The organism is Thermosynechococcus sp. B3 (assembly GCF_030323045.1).
Classification (GTDB): domain Bacteria; phylum Cyanobacteriota; class Cyanobacteriia; order Thermosynechococcales; family Thermosynechococcaceae; genus Thermosynechococcus.
Window position 1 is genome coordinate 102,201 of record NZ_CP097584.1, and the last position, 16,215, is coordinate 118,415.

Sequence of the window (16,215 nt, forward strand, 5' to 3'; positions counted from 1 at the left end):
CTTGGGCGATCGCAGCTAATGTTTTATCCAGTGTCGTGAGTTGGGATATGCAGTGGAAGCAAAATAAAAATTCTTTTGTAATATTTAACAGTTTTTTGTACTAGCTATAAGAATTGAAACATTTGGGTCTTGCTTCCGAGAGATCTGCCAAGTTGCCTCCAACCCTGATGCTTTCGTTGAATCCCTTAGCGTTTCTCAGGAAGCGGGTTTGAGCATTTTCTAGTATTTCAGATGCAAATGAGAATCCCTACCTAGGGGCGGGGCATTCAGAAGCTCCCCACTGGCCTCAAGCCCTGATTTTAAGGGGACTCACTGCAAACTAACCTAGAAGCGATCGCCCGCCTCAAGAACTTTTTCAAGTTCGTCTGCCACCTCAAGAACCACGCGGATACTGGTGTAAAGGGCTTCGGGGTCACAGTCAGCAGCAACCTTCGTACAAAATACAGCGATATACCTATTGTCAGCAAGGGGACGCAACTCCCAAGCGCCAATTTTCTTATTGGCATTTTCAATTAACAGATAATTGGCTATCTCTTGGTCAAGAAAGCCCTCGCAACTGTAGCCCACAGACCAGACATCCCGAATTTCATAGCTTCCTAGCTGCTGGGTTTTGGAGTCAATAAAGGCCTGTTGCGTTCGACCGTTAGATAGCTCAAAGACAACGCGGTAATCACCATCCTCATCCACTTGATAGCGGATTCCCAGGCGATCCAAAATGCGACTGACACGGACATCTGCTTCGACTCGCCGCTGACCAAACATCTTGAGATTCTCACTATAGGGGTGATTTGTGTAATTGATAATACAGGTTAACTGATCGAGTTTTGATCGCCACAGGAAGGGTTTCACGAATGTTCATATGTGCAGCAGGGACGCGCGCATGGTATTGTGGCTAAGTAGCTAAAAACTCCCACTCTCTGCGAGGGGGCTTGCTGACCCAAGTTAGCCAAAGGGATGCCATGTTGTCAAAGGGCTTTGAGGTTGAACTCTACACGGGTAAGCCCACGGGCGAGATTGTGGGACTGTCGGATCGCATTGTGAGGGACTTGCCGGGGTTTGTGCGCGAACCCGATAGTCGCAATGTTGAATTCACAACGCCCCCTGTGTATCTCTATGATCAAGCCTTCTGTGACCTGCTGCGCCCCCGCTTTCGGCTGCGCGCTTATTTGCAATCCCTAGGGGATTTAACCCTTGTCCCCGGTAGCACCCTGAGTCTAGGGGACAGTCAACGCTTTTATCGCTCTGACCCCCAGAACCCCTATCACACCTACATTGAGCAAACCTATGGCACAAGGGTTGTCACCGCTAGTGTCCACATCAACATTGGCCTGCGGGATCCAGAAGAGTTGATCCGTGCCTGTCGGCTAGTGCGGCTAGAGGCGTCCCTGTTTCTGGCTCTCAGTGCTGCGTCGCCGTTTCTCGATGGCAAGGTAACGGGCTATCACTCCACCCGTTGGGCAATCTTTCCGAAGACCCCACCCCAAGTGCCCCTATTTACCAGCCATGCCCACTTCATTGAGTGGACAGAGGCACAACTTCAACTGGGCACGATGCAAAATGTGCGGCATCTCTGGAGTGCTGTGCGCCCCAATGGCGATCGCCGACCCTATGATCTCAACCGCCTTGAACTGCGAATTTGTGATCTAGTTACGGATGCCATTGCCCTACTGGCGATTACGGCTCTCTTGGAAGCGCGACTCCTACAATTGCTCGACACCCCTGACCTTGACCCGCTCCGCTGGGGCGATGGCGAGATGCTGGCACAACTAGCCGATGAAAACGAGCAGATTGCTGCAAAAAACAGCCTAGAGGCCGTGCTGACCCATTGGCGCGATCGCCGGCAACTAACGGCAGCCGCTTGGATAGCCGAACTCTACGAAGAGGTTTGGCCGATCGCCAAAGCACAGGGCTTTAGCTGCTTTCTGGCACCGATCAAGAAAATCCTGCGCCAGGGGAACACCGCTCAGCAATGGCTGGCTCAATATGCAGCGGGGCAATCGATCCCTGAGATTATGGCCACCGCCGTACAGGAAATGGCCGCTAGCGAACAGGAATTTGCCGATCAACTCTGTCAACCAGTGGCGGCAGTGCGGGGCTAGGCATGGCGCATTTGTTCATTAGCACCGGCGAAGTCTCTGGGGATTTGCAGGGCGCCCTGTTGGTCAAGGCACTCTATCGCCTCGCAGCAGAGCGGGGGATTCCCCTAGAAATTTCTGCCCTTGGGGGCGATCGCATGGCTGCTGCGGGGGCAAAGCTACTCTTTAACACCGGAGGAATTGGCTCCGTGGGGCTACTAGAAGCCCTGCCATTGATCAAGCCAACGATCGCGCTCCAACTCAAGGCTCGCCGCTATTTACGGCAGCATCCCCCTGATTTAGTGGTTTTAATTGACTACATTGGTGGCAATGTCGCCATGGGGCGGTTTATCCGCAAACATTTTTCTATTCCCATGGTTTACTACATCGCTCCCCAAGAGTGGGTCTGGTCCCATAGTTTGAAGGCCACTCGGCAAATTGTTGCCCTCAGCGATCGCCTGCTTGCCATTTTTCCAGAAGAAGCCACCTATTACCGCCGTCATGGTGCCAATGTCGTTTGGGTGGGACATCCCCTGTTGGATCGCATTGCTGCCGCTCCCAGTCGTGAAGTGGCACGCCAAAGTTTAGGCATTGCTGCCGATGAGCTGGCGATCGCCCTGTTGCCCTTGTCCCGCAAACAGGAAATCAAATCCCTCTTGCCTCTAATTTTAGGGGCTGCCACGAATATCGCGAAAGCCTATCCTGAAGCCCGCTTTTGGTTACCCCTTTCGCTGCGGCAGTATCGCCCAGCCATTGAAGCAGTTCTCAAGGAATATCCCATTCGCGTCACATTGGCGGAAGACTCCCTGCAAGTCCTAGCGGCCGCAGATCTGGCGATCGCCAAATCCGGCACGGTGAATTTAGAAACCGCGCTGTTGAATGTGCCTCAAGTCGTGATCTACCGCGTTCATCCCCTGAGTTTGTGGCTTTATCGGCGTTTCCTGAAGTTTGACCTCAAATTTGTCTCTCCCCCCAATTTACTCGTGAATAGAGACATCGTCCCCGAACTCCTGCAGGAACGAGCCACTGTTGCCAACATTACCGCTGCTGCCCTTGCGCTATTGGATCATCCTGAAAAACGCCTAGCCATGCAGGCAGGCTATGCCAAAATGCGAGCTGCGATGGGGACTCCCGGCGTGGTCGATCGCGCCGCCACAGAGATTTTAGATCTGCTGAGCAACAAAAAAGTGCAGGATCCGCTGTCCCACACTTAGGGAAGTCATGAACTCCTTTAGAGCTTTAGAGCGTTGCCAAGTTTAATGGGTTACTGCTGGGGTTTCATGGGGCGATTGCCCGGCCGCCGCTGCTGCATTTGGGCGGCCAAGGCTTGCCGTTGTTGCGGTGTGAGAATGCCCCGCATGGCCAGCATGCTTTCAAAGCGGAGAGAGGCGAGTTGGTTTTCCAGTTGGCGCACCTGTTGGTGCTTGCTGCGGATTTGATCCTCCGAGGCATTGCCACTCATCATCTGCCGCAGTTCTTCCCGGGCGGTACGCAGTTGGTTGCGGGTTTGTTCCATTTGGCCTTGGTATTGTTGCCGCACGGCTTTCAAACGTTGCCGCTGTTCAGGTGTGAGGTTTAGGTTGTCCAGATTGGCTCCCCAGCGAGGTCCGCCATAACCGGGGTCAGCGACACTCGGAGGAGCGATCGCCAGTAGGGGGCTGAGGCTACCACATATAAGAAGCGTGGCTAAAGATTTTTTCAACATAGCTGTGTTCTCCTTTGTCAAAACTCAACTTGTCAAAACTCAACAAAGAGTAAAAGTAGGGTGGACAGAATTTAGTCGAAGATGGTGGGTTCTGCGTCCTGAAACATTGCTTGCCAATTGGTGGTGATGAAGATAGCCACTGCATCCGGGGACGTCTGCTTTGCCACTTGAGTTGAAGGTTTGAGGAACCACACACTGGTGGCGGTGGCGATCGCGCCAGCCCCCAAAAGAGACACGACTTGCCAGCGTCGCTTACTCAGTTGGTGTTGATGCAGAGCCGCTTGGACAATGCGCTGCTCCAAATGGGGGTGGGGGGGCGGGGGCGTCCCCGCATAGGTTTGTAAAAACTTAACCAAGGGTGTATCCTCCACAGGTGGGGGTTCTCGTTTCATAGGCTGACTCCAGCTTCGGTAAAGTAAGTCCGCAATGTGCCTCGGGCACGAAAGAGGCGGGATTTCACTGTACCCACCGGAATCCGCAGAATTTCAGCAATTTCCTTTTGGGGCAAGCCTTGGAGATCATGCATGACCAAAACACTGCGGTACTCCAAGGGCAGTGTGGCTAAACCGCGCTGAACTAAATCTTCGTAATGCAATTGCCGTAGATCCAGTCCAGGGGTGAGTGGCTCACTTTGAGACAGGTATTGCTGATGTCGCGATTTGCGCGTTGCCAGTTGACGGCGATAGTCGCAAGCCACATTCCAAGCAATCCGGTAGAGCCATGTCGAAAACTTTGCCTCATGCTTGAGACCCTTTAGCCCCTTCCATGCCCGCAAGAACACCTCCTGCACCAAATCGTCAAGGGCAACCGCACCGCACAACTGAAACAGGAGCGATCGCACCCGTTGCTGATGCCGTTGATAGAGTTCCCGAAACCCATTTGGATGTCCGGAAAGGCACTGCTCAATAATCCGCCGATCGGGATCGATCACTTGGGGTCGGGTCACGATAGCCGTTGATGCCGTTGCCGCTGATAGGGGTAAAGATACACTCATGCGAGGTATCACTCCATTAACGTAATCATCTATTTAGACGGGGCATCGAAAAGAGCGGTTCAAGACCCTTGGCACCACGGTTCGCTAGAATTTGGTAAACAATTGCGGCTACTGGCTGGACTATACTAAACGTCGGATGCTCTGACAGGGAACCGATCGTGAATATCGCTGAAATTTTTAACCGTGGTGGCTTGGCCATGTGGCCACTACTGATTCTCTCGATCTTGACCTTAGGCACCATTTTTGAGCGGCTTTGGTTTTGGAGCATTGTTCTCCAAGGAGAGACGAAACTGGCCGAGCAGATTCTGGATGCCGCTCGCCACGATTGGCAAGAAGCCATTGAATTAGCAGCCAATGCCTGTGACCAACCGATTGGTCGCTTCCTTTATACCCCTTTACAATTGATTGACACCAACCCAGAAATCTTTCGCCTAGCCCTAGAAGCTGCGGCTGATGAGGAGCTGAGTGCCATGCGGCGGGGAGAAAAGGTCTTAGAGGCAACGATTACGATGGCACCTCTACTGGGTTTGTTGGGAACGGTGTTAGGTCTGATTAGTGCCCTCAGTTCTATTCGCTTGGGGGATATTGGCACACCGGCCACCATGGGCGTGGGTCTCGGGATTAGTGAGGCCTTGATTAGTACTGCCTCTGGTCTGGTGGTGGCGATCATTGCCCTTGCCTTTCAGCGGCTCTTTCAAGCGTTTCTCTTGCAGCAGGCACAAATTTTTCGCCGCACTGGCAATGAATTAGAACTCACCTATCGTCAAGCATGGCTAGAGCAGCGGATCAAAGGGGAACCTGAAAAAACATTGTTCTAACTCAAGCTATTTTTGCCCCTTTGACAGTTTTGAAGGAGAAAATCCTACGGGTAGGGGGAACCAAAATCGTTATAATCGCTGTTGAGATTTCATTAGCGAGGCATCATGCGCGTTTACGTGTTGCTCTACAACCCGGGGACTGAAAATGAGGGCATTCATTCTCTGCAACTGGGCGATCGCAACCTGATTCTGATGTTTGAAAGCGAAGACGATGCCAGTCGCTACGCCATGCTTTTAGAGGCACAGGATTTTCATCCCCCCAGCGTTGTCCCCATTGATGCCAAGGAAATCGAAGAATTCTGCGAATCCTCAGGCTACACCTGTCACTTGGTGCCCGAAGGATTTGTGCCGACAAACGATGCTGAGCGTCTCTTCTTGGCGCCTCCCGAACGCAATGTCGAAGAAACCGACTGGGAACTAGAAAATCGCGTGCCCCCCGCTGCTGAGAGTGAGTTCTCCGAAAGTGAACTGAATCAGTTGCGCCAACAATTTGAAAAGCTGCTGTAGATGGTGCGGGTCTGTGCCTGTCTAATTGTCAAAAATGAGGCAGCCCATTTGGCACGCTGTCTGGGCAGTGTTCAGCCTTGGGTAGATGAGATCGTTGTGGTAGATACCGGGTCAACGGATGAGACGATCGCGATCGCCCGCCAGTTTACAGAGCGCATCTTTACCTTCCCTTGGCAGGATGATTTTGCCGCTGCCCGCAATTACTCCCTAGAGCAGGCCACGGGCGATTGGATTTTGGTGATAGATGCCGATGAGGTGCTCGTGAGCTTACAGGAGCCACCTGTGCCCCTCGGACAACAACTGGAGGGCAGCACCCTCACTGCCTACCAACTCCTACGGCGGGAAATCGGCACGGGGCAGCAATTTTCTGACTTTGCCATTGTGCGACTCTTTCGCAACCTGCCGACGCTGCGCTATCAGGGACGCTTCCATGAGCAGTTGGTTTCGACAGCCGCAGAACCGCTGACCATTGGTACTCTGGAAACGCTGCGCATTGACCACTATGGCTATCAACCCGCACAAATTCAAGCCAAGATGCGCGATCGCAACATCCCGATTTTGGAACGCATCCGCGCTAGTGAAGGTCTGCCTTTGAATCTCCTCTTTGCCTTGGCGGAGATGTACCACGCTGTGAATAACCCCACGGCTGCGGATGACTGCTACCAAGAACTTTTTGAGCGGCTTTTGCCCCATCTCCTCATCAGCCAACTGCCTGAGAATGCCCCTGGCGCCCTGCCCGAAATTCTGAATCAACTGGGGCGGCGTCTGCTGGCTATGGGGGATCACGAAACATTGCAACTCCTCTGTCAGCAAAGTCTGGTGTGGTTTCCCACCTATCCTCCCCTCAATGATTTGGCCGGGCGCTGGCTGATGGCTTTAGGATTCCCCTTGGGAGCAACGGCCTACTTTGAGTATTGCCTTGAACTGGGGCGCACCAATGGCTACAGCAAGCAGATGATTTTTCCCTTGGGCTATGTGCGGGAGATTGCAGCCGAACAACTAGGGCGTGCCTATGAAACCTTGGGCGATCGCGAGCGGGCGGCGGCGGCCTTTGCCCAAGCAACAGCTTTTCGCCAAGAAAGGGGCAATCACCAATAGAAAATAAAAAAAGTGCCGCTGTTAGCAACGGCACCGCAGTTTGGGTTTCGGTGATCCAACCTTAGGCAAATTGCTGCCACTCTTCTTCCAGCAGACTGATGAGATCTTCATTGCCCTGACTCCGAGCCACTTGCAGCCGCCGCTCAAGAGTTTTCAGAATTGCATGGCGATGGGCTTCGGCCAAGGAGTCACGCTTACGCTGGGGAAGTACTGAAGGGGCAGTACTCGTCGTCGGAGCGCTTGTGGTAACTGGTGTACCGTTCGTTTGGTAGGTCACCCCCCGCCAGCAGAGGACATGATTGGGTTGAGGAACCGGTTCAGCCGCTTTGTGCCCTACCCATTGCGCCCCCCGGTAGAGACCCTTGGCGCCCGATTCAACAAGGGGAATGTGCTGCTCAGAAGTTTCGTATTTAACGCCGCGATAGATTACTTGCATAATTAAATCAAGGCTTCTAGGTGAATACTATTGACTCGTTATCAAGCTTTAGGTGGTCTGCGTTAGGAAACAACTTGCTTTTAACTTTCTGTATTCTATTATACGATTTTTCGATCTTCATTGGGTAGAAGCCGGTTTTTTTAACAAATCTTTAGCCCTCCCACAGTCCTCCTATGAACGTGTTGTCACTCCCCGCCAATGCCAGTCACCTTCTAAGGACGTTGCGTCCGGGTCAACGGGAAATTAGTGAATGGCAAGGGGGTCTCTTGGCGGTATCGGCAGTGCCCGGAGCAGGCAAATCCCATGGCATGGCCGTAGGAGCCGCGATCGCCATCGCTCGCGAAAAACTCCATCAGCAGCGGCAACTGGTCGTAGTCACCTATAGTCGTTCGGCAGCGGCCAATATCAAGGTGCGGATTCGCCAGTACCTGCGGGAAATGGGCTTGCCCCGCAATGGTTTTAGTGTGCAGACGCTCCACAGTTTGGCCTTGAAAATTGCCACCAGTCACCCCACAGCGGGTCTGCGTTGGAGTGGCGAGAATTTAATGAGTGAGCATGAGCAGCGACGCCTGTGTGTTACCTGTGTTAAGGAATGGGCGCGATCGCACCCCGACATTCTCGAGCAACTGATCCAAGGCTGCGATACCAGTCCCCTGAGTGACGTTGAACACGATGGTCGCAGAAGTGCGCTTTTGACTGACATCTTGGTGAAGTTGGCACAAACCGTTATTAGCAGTGCCCGCAGTATGGCGTTGACGCCCCATGATCTGCGGCAGTTGTCCCAGCAGTTGCGCTCCCAAAGTGCAGCCGCGGCAGAACCCTACCCCTTTTTAGAAATTGGTGCCGACCTTTTGGAACTATACCAGCACCATTTAGCGCAGCGAGAGCAAATTGACTATGATGAGATGATTTTGGCAGCGGTACAACTCCTAGAGGGCGATCGCCAGTGCCGCCAAGAATGGCAACAGCGGGTGTATGCCGTCTTTGAAGATGAGGCGCAGGACTCGACCCCCTTGCAATCGCGGTTACTGCGACTTCTCGCCGAGGACAACACCACAGGGCAAGTGAATTTTGTGCGGGTGGGGGATCCCAATCAAGCCATTAACTCCACATTTACGGCGGCAGACCCTCTCTTTTTTAATGAATTCTGTGACCAATGTGCCCAGCAGCAGGCCTTCTATAAAATGACCCAAGCGGGGCGATCCACCCCATTGGTCATTCGATCGGCCAACTTTTTAGTGAACTGGGTCAATCATGCCCTCAAAGGCCAAGAACTGCCCTTTCGATCCCAAGCAATTCAGCCCGTCTCACCGACAGATCCGCAACCGGGGGCGAACCCACCCCCCTGGGGAGAAGGGGTAGAAATTGCCCGACCAGCAACCGTTTTCGAGACCGTGCGCGAGCTAGCAGCACGTATTTCTGAGGTTTTAGTAGAGTATCCTGAGGCCTCAATTGCGGTACTGGTGCGTACCAACCGCCAAGGGGAATTTGTCGCGGATCTGTTGCGATCGCCCGCTAGCTTCAGCATTAATACCGACCTTGCCGCTCAGGGGATTCCGATTCTCGATGTATCGGGCATTGAACGGCGATCGCAGGTGCCCAAGGAATTGCTGGACATTCTTTATTTTCTCCACTGTCCCTATTCTCCCGAAGCGGTCAAAGCAGCCCTGACTGTTCTTCAGGAGCGCAAACGCATTTCTGTCCAAAATTTGGATCGCTTAGCCGCCCAGCCAGAGGTGTTTCTCTACCCTGGTCCTTTAGACCCCCCTGCCGAGGAACCGGTACTCAAGGCACGGCACTACTGTCAACGTCTCCTCAAAGCCCGCCTAGAGCTATCTCTATTTCCTTTGATCACGTACTGCGCTCAGGAATTGGGCTATGATGCCGCTGAATTGGCCACCAGCGATCGCCTGATCTGCCACTTGGCACAGCAGGAACCAACGCAACTGTGGGAGCGTATCCATCCCCGTTGGCAGGAGTTGGTGGCGACGGATCGCTTTGACGCTGTTGAGATGGAAGACCTCCATAGCCGCTTGGTGCGATCAGGGCAAGTGACGATTATGACGATGCATCGCGCCAAGGGTCTGGATTGGGATGCCGTTTTTGTTCCCTTCTTAGAGGCAAGAACCCTCCCCGGTGAGAGCTGGGTGGCGGCCAATGCCAAGTTCCTCAGTCCAGAGGTGGATTTTACGGATGTGGTGCGATCGCAACTGCGGGCCTACGGCCATCAGCAACCCCTTCCTGACTGGCAAACCGCCTATCAAAAAGCCAAAGAGGCCAAAGTTACTGAGGAATACCGCCTGCTTTACGTGGCCATGACCCGTGCTAAGCGTTTACTGTGGCTCGCCGCCGCCCACCAAGCCCCCTTTAACTGGCAGAGCTTTGACTGGCGAGGGTTTTATCAACTGCAAGACAGTGACCCTTGTCCTTTCTTAGCTGCCCTAGAGCAGAAGCTAAAGAAATATGCCAAAGCTACTCGCGGCGATCGCTAAGGCTATCACGCCCCGGCAAGCGTTCCATGGCTGCCAAGACGGCCCGTTCTGCTGCCAGAATATCCCGCTCCGCGCCCCCCAAAAAGAGTCGGCCAAAACTGCCCACGGCTGAAATCTGCAAGATATTAATGAGTGCTGCCTTTTCCGCTTCATTGGCGGCCAGTGCAGCATAGGCGGCAGGTTCTACTTCAAACACATAGAGGGTTTGCCCCGCCAAAATCATATTGCCCCGCCGCGAGCGGTTAATTAGTTGGGTGTGGTGGGCATCAATATTGCGAATCACCTGACTCGAAATCACCCGTGGCCGCAAGCAATCCTGTACCCGAGCGCCAATGGCATCTAAAATTGCTTGCCCTGCTGCGCGTACTTCCCCCTGATTGCCCGAATGCACCTCCAATAGTCCGTAGAGTCGCTCGATAAACAAAACTCCCGGCCGCACCACCGCAGACTTCAAGGCAATATCCAAAAGGCGATTGACATCAATCCCCGGTGAAATCTCCACCCAGAGGGAGCAATCCCCCGGCAAAGGCAAAAACCCTTGAGCCACGGTTCCCAAGTAGGCCGCGTGTTGCGGTTGAATCGAGTCGAGATAGACATAACTGCGCAGATCAACGCCCAAGGTGGTGGATTCCTAACGCGCCAGTACCCATGATCGCCGAAAATGCCCTAGGACAATAGCCATTGCAGGCGTGGATCCGTAAAGTCCTCAATGCAGACCTCTGCTCCTGCGGCTTGCAGTGCCGTTTCCGATTGCGTTGTTAACACTCCCCAGCAGAGCATCCCTGCCCGCACCGCTGCCATCACCCCTGCCACGGCATCCTCAAAGACAAGACAATGCTGCGGCAACACCTGCAACCGCTCCGCCACTAGGAGATAGCATTCTGGATCGGGCTTGCCCCGCTGCACATCCTGCTCCATCACCACCGTATCGAAAAAGTTGCCCACCCCCTCACAGGAGAGCACCAATTCCACATTGGCAGCACAGGCCGAGGTGCCTAGGCCCAAGCGATAGCCCTTTTCTTTAGCACTTTTGAGAAAGGGCAACAGCCCCGGCAACAGTTCCAAATTGGGTGCCAGCAATTCCCGAAAGACAGCCTCTTTGCCGGCGCCCCAGCGTTCGACTTCCGCTTCAGTGACCGATCGCCCCAAGAGTTCTGGCAGGAGTTCGGCATTGCGTTTGCCCCCCATTTGCCGCAACTGTTCCAGATTGATCTGCTGCCGCAGTTCAGGGGTGCGATCGACATAGACCCGCCAAGCTTCAAGGTGGTAGGGCATGGTATGGCAGATGACCCCATCCATATCAAAAATCAGGGCACGCTGCGAGGGTTCAACGGCAAGAAACTGGGAAAAATTAGCCATTGGCGAAAAATTTGGGCATCAGCAAGTGTAGTCTATCGTCTTTTGAGACTAAAGAGGCTGGCCAATCGATCAATGGAATTTTGCCGCAGGCTAGCCCCCAAAATCTCAATTAAAATACGGGCAACCACACCTGCAAAAAAATGAGTCAACATCTACAGTAGGAGTACAGCCCTTTATCTAAGCTATAGGGTACGTCAAGGGACGTTGATCCTGTTTAAGAGTGGATTTGACGGTTCTGGGTCTGTTCCATCTTTTGGGAAGAGGGCTGTAAATTGGCATACAAAAACACGCCAAAGTGGACGTGTTAAGATGAGTGTTACCAGCACGCAGGAGCCATTAGGGGAAGGGTCATGTTTGAACGGTTTACAGAAAAAGCCATTAAAGTCATCATGCTGGCACAGGAAGAGGCTCGCCGCCTCGGCCACAACTTTGTCGGTACCGAACAAATTCTCCTCGGATTGATTGGTGAAGGCACCGGTGTGGCTGCGAAGGTGCTACGTTCCATGGGGGTGAACCTCAAGGATGCCCGCATCGAAGTGGAAAAAATTATTGGCCGTGGGTCTGGTTTTGTGGCGGTGGAGATTCCCTTTACCCCCCGTGCCAAGCGAGTGTTGGAACTCTCCCTCGAAGAAGCCCGCCAACTGGGACACAACTATATTGGTACTGAGCACCTTCTTTTGGGTCTGATTCGCGAAGGGGAAGGGGTAGCAGCACGGGTTCTTGAAAATCTCGGCGTTGATCTGTCGAAAGTGCGCACTCAAGTGATTCGTATGCTGGGTGAAACCGCAGAAGTGGCTGCCGGTGCCAGCCAAGGGCGCACCAAAACACCGACACTGGACGAATTTGGTGCCAACCTCACCCAGATGGCCATTGATGGCAAGCTAGATCCCGTGGTGGGTCGGCAAAAAGAAATTGAGCGGGTGATTCAAATCCTCGGCCGCCGCACCAAAAATAACCCTGTGCTGATCGGTGAACCGGGGGTAGGTAAAACCGCTATTGCTGAAGGCCTTGCCCAACGCATTGCCAATAAAGATGTCCCCGATATTCTAGAAGACAAGCGGGTGGTCACCCTCGATATTGGCCTGTTGGTGGCGGGCACGAAGTACCGAGGTGAGTTTGAAGAGCGGCTGAAGAAGATCATGGACGAGATCCGCCAAGCCGGTAACGTGATCTTGGTGATTGACGAGGTACACACGTTGATTGGGGCTGGGGCCGCTGAGGGTGCCATTGATGCGGCGAATATCCTCAAACCCGCCTTGGCTCGTGGTGAGTTGCAGTGCATTGGTGCCACCACGTTGGATGAGTACCGCAAACACATTGAGCGAGATGCCGCCTTGGAGCGCCGCTTCCAACCGGTGATGGTGGGTGAACCCTCCGTTGAGGAAACCATTGAGATCCTCTACGGCCTGCGGGAACGCTACGAGAAGCACCACAAGCTGAAAATTTCCGATGAAGCCCTTGAGGCGGCAGCGAAGCTGTCTGATCGCTACATTAGCGATCGCTATCTGCCCGACAAAGCCATTGACCTCATTGACGAAGCCGGCTCACGGGTGCGCCTGATTAACTCGCAACTACCGCCTGCGGCCAAGGAACTGGATCGCGAATTGCGGCAAGTGCTCAAAGAAAAAGACGATGCCGTGCGTGCCCAAAACTTTGACAAAGCGGGTGAGTTGCGCGATCGCGAGATGGAACTGAAAGCGCAAATCCGTGCCATTGCCCAGCAGAAAAAATCCGAAAGCGCCAATGGTGAAGAGGAAACCCCCGTCGTTACCGAAGAGGACATTGCCCACATTGTTGCCTCTTGGACGGGTGTGCCTGTCAGCAAGCTCACCGAAAGCGAATCGGAAAAACTGCTGCACATGGAGGAGACCCTGCACCAGCGGGTCATTGGCCAAGATGAAGCGGTGAAAGCCATCTCCCGTGCCATTCGCCGTGCCCGTGTCGGTCTAAAAAATCCCAACCGTCCCATTGCTAGCTTTATCTTCTCTGGGCCAACCGGTGTGGGTAAAACCGAGCTAACGAAAGCCTTGGCCGCCTACTTCTTTGGTTCTGAAGAGGCGATGATCCGCCTGGATATGTCCGAGTACATGGAGCGGCATACCGTCTCCAAGCTCATTGGTTCGCCCCCCGGCTATGTCGGCTACAACGAGGGCGGTCAACTGACCGAAGCCGTGCGGCGGCGTCCCTACACGGTGGTGCTCTTTGACGAAATCGAGAAAGCCCATCCCGATGTCTTTAACCTGCTGCTGCAAATCCTTGAGGATGGTCGCCTCACTGACTCTAAGGGGCGTACTGTTGACTTCAAGAACACCCTCTTGATCATGACCTCGAACATTGGCTCGAAGGTGATTGAGAAAGGCGCTGGCGGTCTTGGCTTTGAGTTTGGCACTGAGGATGCTGCTGAATCGCAATACAATCGCATTCGCTCCTTGGTGAATGAGGAACTGAAGCAGTACTTCCGTCCAGAGTTCCTCAACCGCGTGGATGAGATTATTGTCTTCCGCCAGCTGACCAAAGACGAGGTCAAGCAAATTGCCGACATCCTCTTGAAGGAGGTCTTCTCACGCCTGACCGAGAAAGGAATCACCCTAGAAGTGACGGATCGCTTCAAGGAGCGACTCATTGAAGAAGGCTACAATCCCAGCTACGGTGCGCGACCCCTGCGGCGAGCCATTATGCGCCTCCTAGAGGATACCTTGGCTGAGGAAATGCTCTCTGGCCGCATTCGTGAAGGGGATACTGCCCTCATTGATGTGGATGAATCGGGTCAAGTGAAGATTCAAGCTCAACCTCGGCGTGAGCTACTGCCCCAAGCGGTTGAGTAGGGTATTGACTTCCTATGCCAGACACACCGCAAGAGGTTTATGGGGACTCCCTCAGCTCCCGAGCGCTGGATCACGACTGGCGCACCATTTATCCCTTGGGTGCTTACCAAATCCACGGTCTGGCATGGGTCGATCCCCAAGCCCTGTGGCTACGTCAATTGCCCCGTTTGCCCTTTTGCCAAGCAACCCTTGGCGCCAGTTTTTTGGCCTTGGATCGGGTGCGGGGCTTTATTTTGCTCATCAATGGCGAAAATGACCACAGTGAGATTCTCAATCCCTACGATCTAGAGGCATTTCTCGATGCCGATGGCCTCTGTCTCCATCGCGAAACCCTCTGGTTTTGCCGGGACACATGGCTCTATCGCTGTCATCTGCCTGACTGGCATGTAGAAAAGGTGCTGGAGTGCCGCTATCCCATTTACGGTGTGGCGGTGGATGACACAGGCATCTATGTGGCCTGTCAAAAATCGGGTTACATCCACTGTTTTGATGAAACAGGTCGAGAGCAGTATCGCCTCAGCGCGCCGGGCATTGGCTGTGAAAATTTAGCCCTCAAGGATGGCTATCTGTGGGTGAGCGATCGCCTAGAGCAATCCATCTATTGTCTCGATCGCCAGAGTGGCCGTGTTGAATGGGTGGCCTTGACGCCCTTTGCCCAGCCAACGGCGTTTACCTTTGATGCAACGGGGCGACTGTGGGTGGCCTATGGCGGTGAAGAACCCTATTTGCGGGATAACCCCAACAACCGCGAAGCCCCCCTCGAAATTGATCATCGCGATATTTGCCTGATTCATCCTCTGCTCTATCAGACCCACAAAGAGCAGTATTACACGGTCTCCAATGGCTATCTGATTGAGATGGCCTACGTGGAGGAAATGTCTCCCCTCGATGCGCTGCACCTAGATAACCTAGAGTGGCGAATTGCTCTGCCCGCCAATTCCCTGCGCCAAAAATTGCTGCGGGTTGAACCCGTCGGTACCCCCTTTCGCTTGGAAACCGTGGGTGATCAGCAGGTGGCGGTGTTTGATTTTCCTGAAGTGCGTCCCTACGAAGCCCGTCTTTTTGGTTGGCGTGCTTGGCTAGAAGTGAGAGGTATCAAGTACCATCTCAGCTTTGACGACATTGATGAGACGCTACCGCTGCCGCCAGAATTTGCAGCACAGTATCTAGTGGATAACGATGAGTTGGCGATGGATCAACCCATTGTCCAGGAGGTGGCACGGCAAGCTGTGGGCACAGAGACCAATATCCTGCGCAAGATGCTCAAGATTCGTAACTATGTGTACGATCGCCTGAGCTATGCCATGCGACCCACGATTGAAACGCCCGATTTGGTTTTGAAACGGGGAACGGGGTCCTGTGGTGAGTACGTGGGGGTGCTCCTTGCCTTGGCGCGATTAAATGGCATTGCCTGCCGTACGGTGGGTCGCTACAAATGTCCCCCCCATCCCCAAAAGCGGGGCATCCCCCTTCAACCCACCTATAACCACGTTTGGTTGGAGTTTTATGTGCCGGGGGTTGGCTGGTTGCCCATGGAGTCCAATCCCGATGATGTCGTAGAGCGCGGCCCTTATCCAACACGGTTCTTTATGGCACTGCCTTGGTACCACGTGGAAGCGGGTAAAGGGATTCGCTTTGAGAGCACGAATTATCGCGATCGCGGGCTACGCCTTGGAGATTTAGCCCTCAATCATGTGCGCTTTACCATTCATGGTGAGCTGCCCCCAATTGCCTAAATAGTTCTAAGACAGGAGCACTCGCAGTAATCCCAAAGGAGCCGGCTGCCAATCGCCGCGCCAATCCAAAAGCTGTACTAACACCAAGTAGCCAATTCCCAATAACAGGGAAATGACACCGGTGACGATCGCCACCCATTTGCCCGATGACCGTTGAGACACCCTGAGCC

The 16,215-nt window shown here is 53.7% G+C and carries 16 protein-coding genes; 8 read left to right on the forward strand and 8 right to left on the reverse strand.

The features are described 5' to 3' along the window. Positions 1-324: 324 nt before the first annotated feature. Positions 325-849 carry a hypothetical protein gene (locus M0646_RS00490; protein ID WP_286626119.1) on the reverse strand — a complete coding sequence of 175 codons (525 nt, stop codon included), beginning with the start codon at positions 847-849 and terminating at the stop codon, positions 325-327. A 110-nt stretch (positions 850-959) separates the two neighbouring features. Between M0646_RS00490 and gshA the strand changes: the two genes are divergently transcribed. Together gshA and lpxB are read left to right on the forward strand one after the other, a co-directional pair. Continuing rightward, positions 960-2,099 carry a glutamate--cysteine ligase gene (gene gshA / locus M0646_RS00495; protein ID WP_286627145.1) on the forward strand — a complete coding sequence of 380 codons (1,140 nt, stop codon included), beginning with the start codon at positions 960-962 and terminating at the stop codon, positions 2,097-2,099. Positions 2,100-2,101: 2 nt separating this feature from the next. Further along, complete coding sequence (gene lpxB / locus M0646_RS00500) at positions 2,102-3,289, forward strand: lipid-A-disaccharide synthase (RefSeq protein WP_149817168.1); 1,188 nt, start codon at positions 2,102-2,104, stop codon at positions 3,287-3,289. Between the two features lie 50 nt (positions 3,290-3,339). Here the strand turns inward: lpxB and M0646_RS00505 are convergent, their stop codons facing one another. The 3 genes from M0646_RS00505 to M0646_RS00515 form a co-directional block, all read right to left on the reverse strand. Then, complete coding sequence (locus M0646_RS00505) at positions 3,340-3,780, reverse strand: Spy/CpxP family protein refolding chaperone (protein WP_286649760.1); 441 nt, start codon at positions 3,778-3,780, stop codon at positions 3,340-3,342. Positions 3,781-3,851: 71 nt separating this feature from the next. Continuing rightward, positions 3,852-4,172: a hypothetical protein gene (locus M0646_RS00510; protein WP_286626124.1), complete on the reverse strand. Its 321-nt coding sequence runs from the start codon at positions 4,170-4,172 to the stop codon at positions 3,852-3,854. Beyond that, a complete protein-coding gene (locus M0646_RS00515) occupies positions 4,169-4,774 on the reverse strand; it encodes a sigma-70 family RNA polymerase sigma factor (protein WP_286626125.1) in 606 nt (201 codons plus the stop codon). Before M0646_RS00515 ends, M0646_RS00510 begins: the two co-directional genes overlap by 4 nt. Before the next feature lie 158 nt (positions 4,775-4,932). Here M0646_RS00515 and M0646_RS00520 point away from each other — a divergent pair, with 158 nt between their 5' ends. The 3 genes from M0646_RS00520 (at position 4,933) to M0646_RS00530 (ending at position 7,197) form a co-directional block, all read left to right on the forward strand. Next, entirely contained in the window at positions 4,933-5,592 is a 660-nt protein-coding gene (locus M0646_RS00520) for a MotA/TolQ/ExbB proton channel family protein (RefSeq protein ID WP_190278133.1), read from the forward strand. A gap of 105 nt (positions 5,593-5,697) precedes the next feature. Further along, positions 5,698-6,099, forward strand: a complete 402-nt coding sequence (locus tag M0646_RS00525; RefSeq protein ID WP_149817176.1) for a DUF3110 domain-containing protein — start codon at positions 5,698-5,700, stop codon at positions 6,097-6,099. Continuing rightward, positions 6,100-7,197 (forward strand): glycosyltransferase family 2 protein, encoded by a 1,098-nt coding sequence (locus M0646_RS00530; RefSeq protein ID WP_286626128.1) that lies wholly within the window; start codon positions 6,100-6,102, stop codon positions 7,195-7,197. 61 nt (positions 7,198-7,258) lie between these two features. On the opposite strand, the gene M0646_RS00535 is transcribed toward M0646_RS00530, so the two are convergent. Then, positions 7,259-7,633 (reverse strand): DUF4278 domain-containing protein, encoded by a 375-nt coding sequence (locus M0646_RS00535; RefSeq protein WP_286626129.1) that lies wholly within the window; start codon positions 7,631-7,633, stop codon positions 7,259-7,261. 173 nt (positions 7,634-7,806) lie between these two features. On the opposite strand from M0646_RS00535, the gene M0646_RS00540 reads away from it, so the two are divergent. Beyond that, entirely contained in the window at positions 7,807-10,125 is a 2,319-nt protein-coding gene (locus tag M0646_RS00540; RefSeq protein ID WP_286626130.1) for an ATP-dependent helicase, read from the forward strand. Here the strand turns inward: M0646_RS00540 and M0646_RS00545 are convergent. Both M0646_RS00545 and M0646_RS00550 read right to left on the reverse strand, forming a co-directional pair. After that, a complete protein-coding gene (locus tag M0646_RS00545; protein ID WP_149817184.1) occupies positions 10,106-10,744 on the reverse strand; it encodes a hypothetical protein in 639 nt (212 codons plus the stop codon). The genes M0646_RS00540 and M0646_RS00545 overlap by 20 nt on opposite strands. Before the next feature lie 47 nt (positions 10,745-10,791). Then, positions 10,792-11,484 (reverse strand): HAD family phosphatase, encoded by a 693-nt coding sequence (locus M0646_RS00550; RefSeq protein WP_149817186.1) that lies wholly within the window; start codon positions 11,482-11,484, stop codon positions 10,792-10,794. 350 nt (positions 11,485-11,834) lie between these two features. Between M0646_RS00550 and M0646_RS00555 the strand changes: the two genes are divergently transcribed. Both M0646_RS00555 and M0646_RS00560 read left to right on the forward strand, forming a co-directional pair. After that, on the forward strand, positions 11,835-14,309 hold the full coding sequence (locus M0646_RS00555; protein ID WP_149817189.1) for an ATP-dependent Clp protease ATP-binding subunit: 2,475 nt from the start codon (positions 11,835-11,837) through the stop codon (positions 14,307-14,309). Positions 14,310-14,323: 14 nt separating this feature from the next. After that, positions 14,324-16,045: a transglutaminase domain-containing protein gene (locus M0646_RS00560; protein ID WP_286626131.1), complete on the forward strand. Its 1,722-nt coding sequence runs from the start codon at positions 14,324-14,326 to the stop codon at positions 16,043-16,045. A 6-nt stretch (positions 16,046-16,051) separates the two neighbouring features. Here the strand turns inward: M0646_RS00560 and M0646_RS00565 are convergent, their stop codons facing one another. Next, the gene (locus tag M0646_RS00565) at positions 16,052-16,207 is read right to left on the reverse strand and encodes a hypothetical protein (protein WP_206201713.1); all 156 of its coding nucleotides are present in this window, start codon (positions 16,205-16,207) and stop codon (positions 16,052-16,054) included. Positions 16,208-16,215 lie beyond the last annotated feature (8 nt).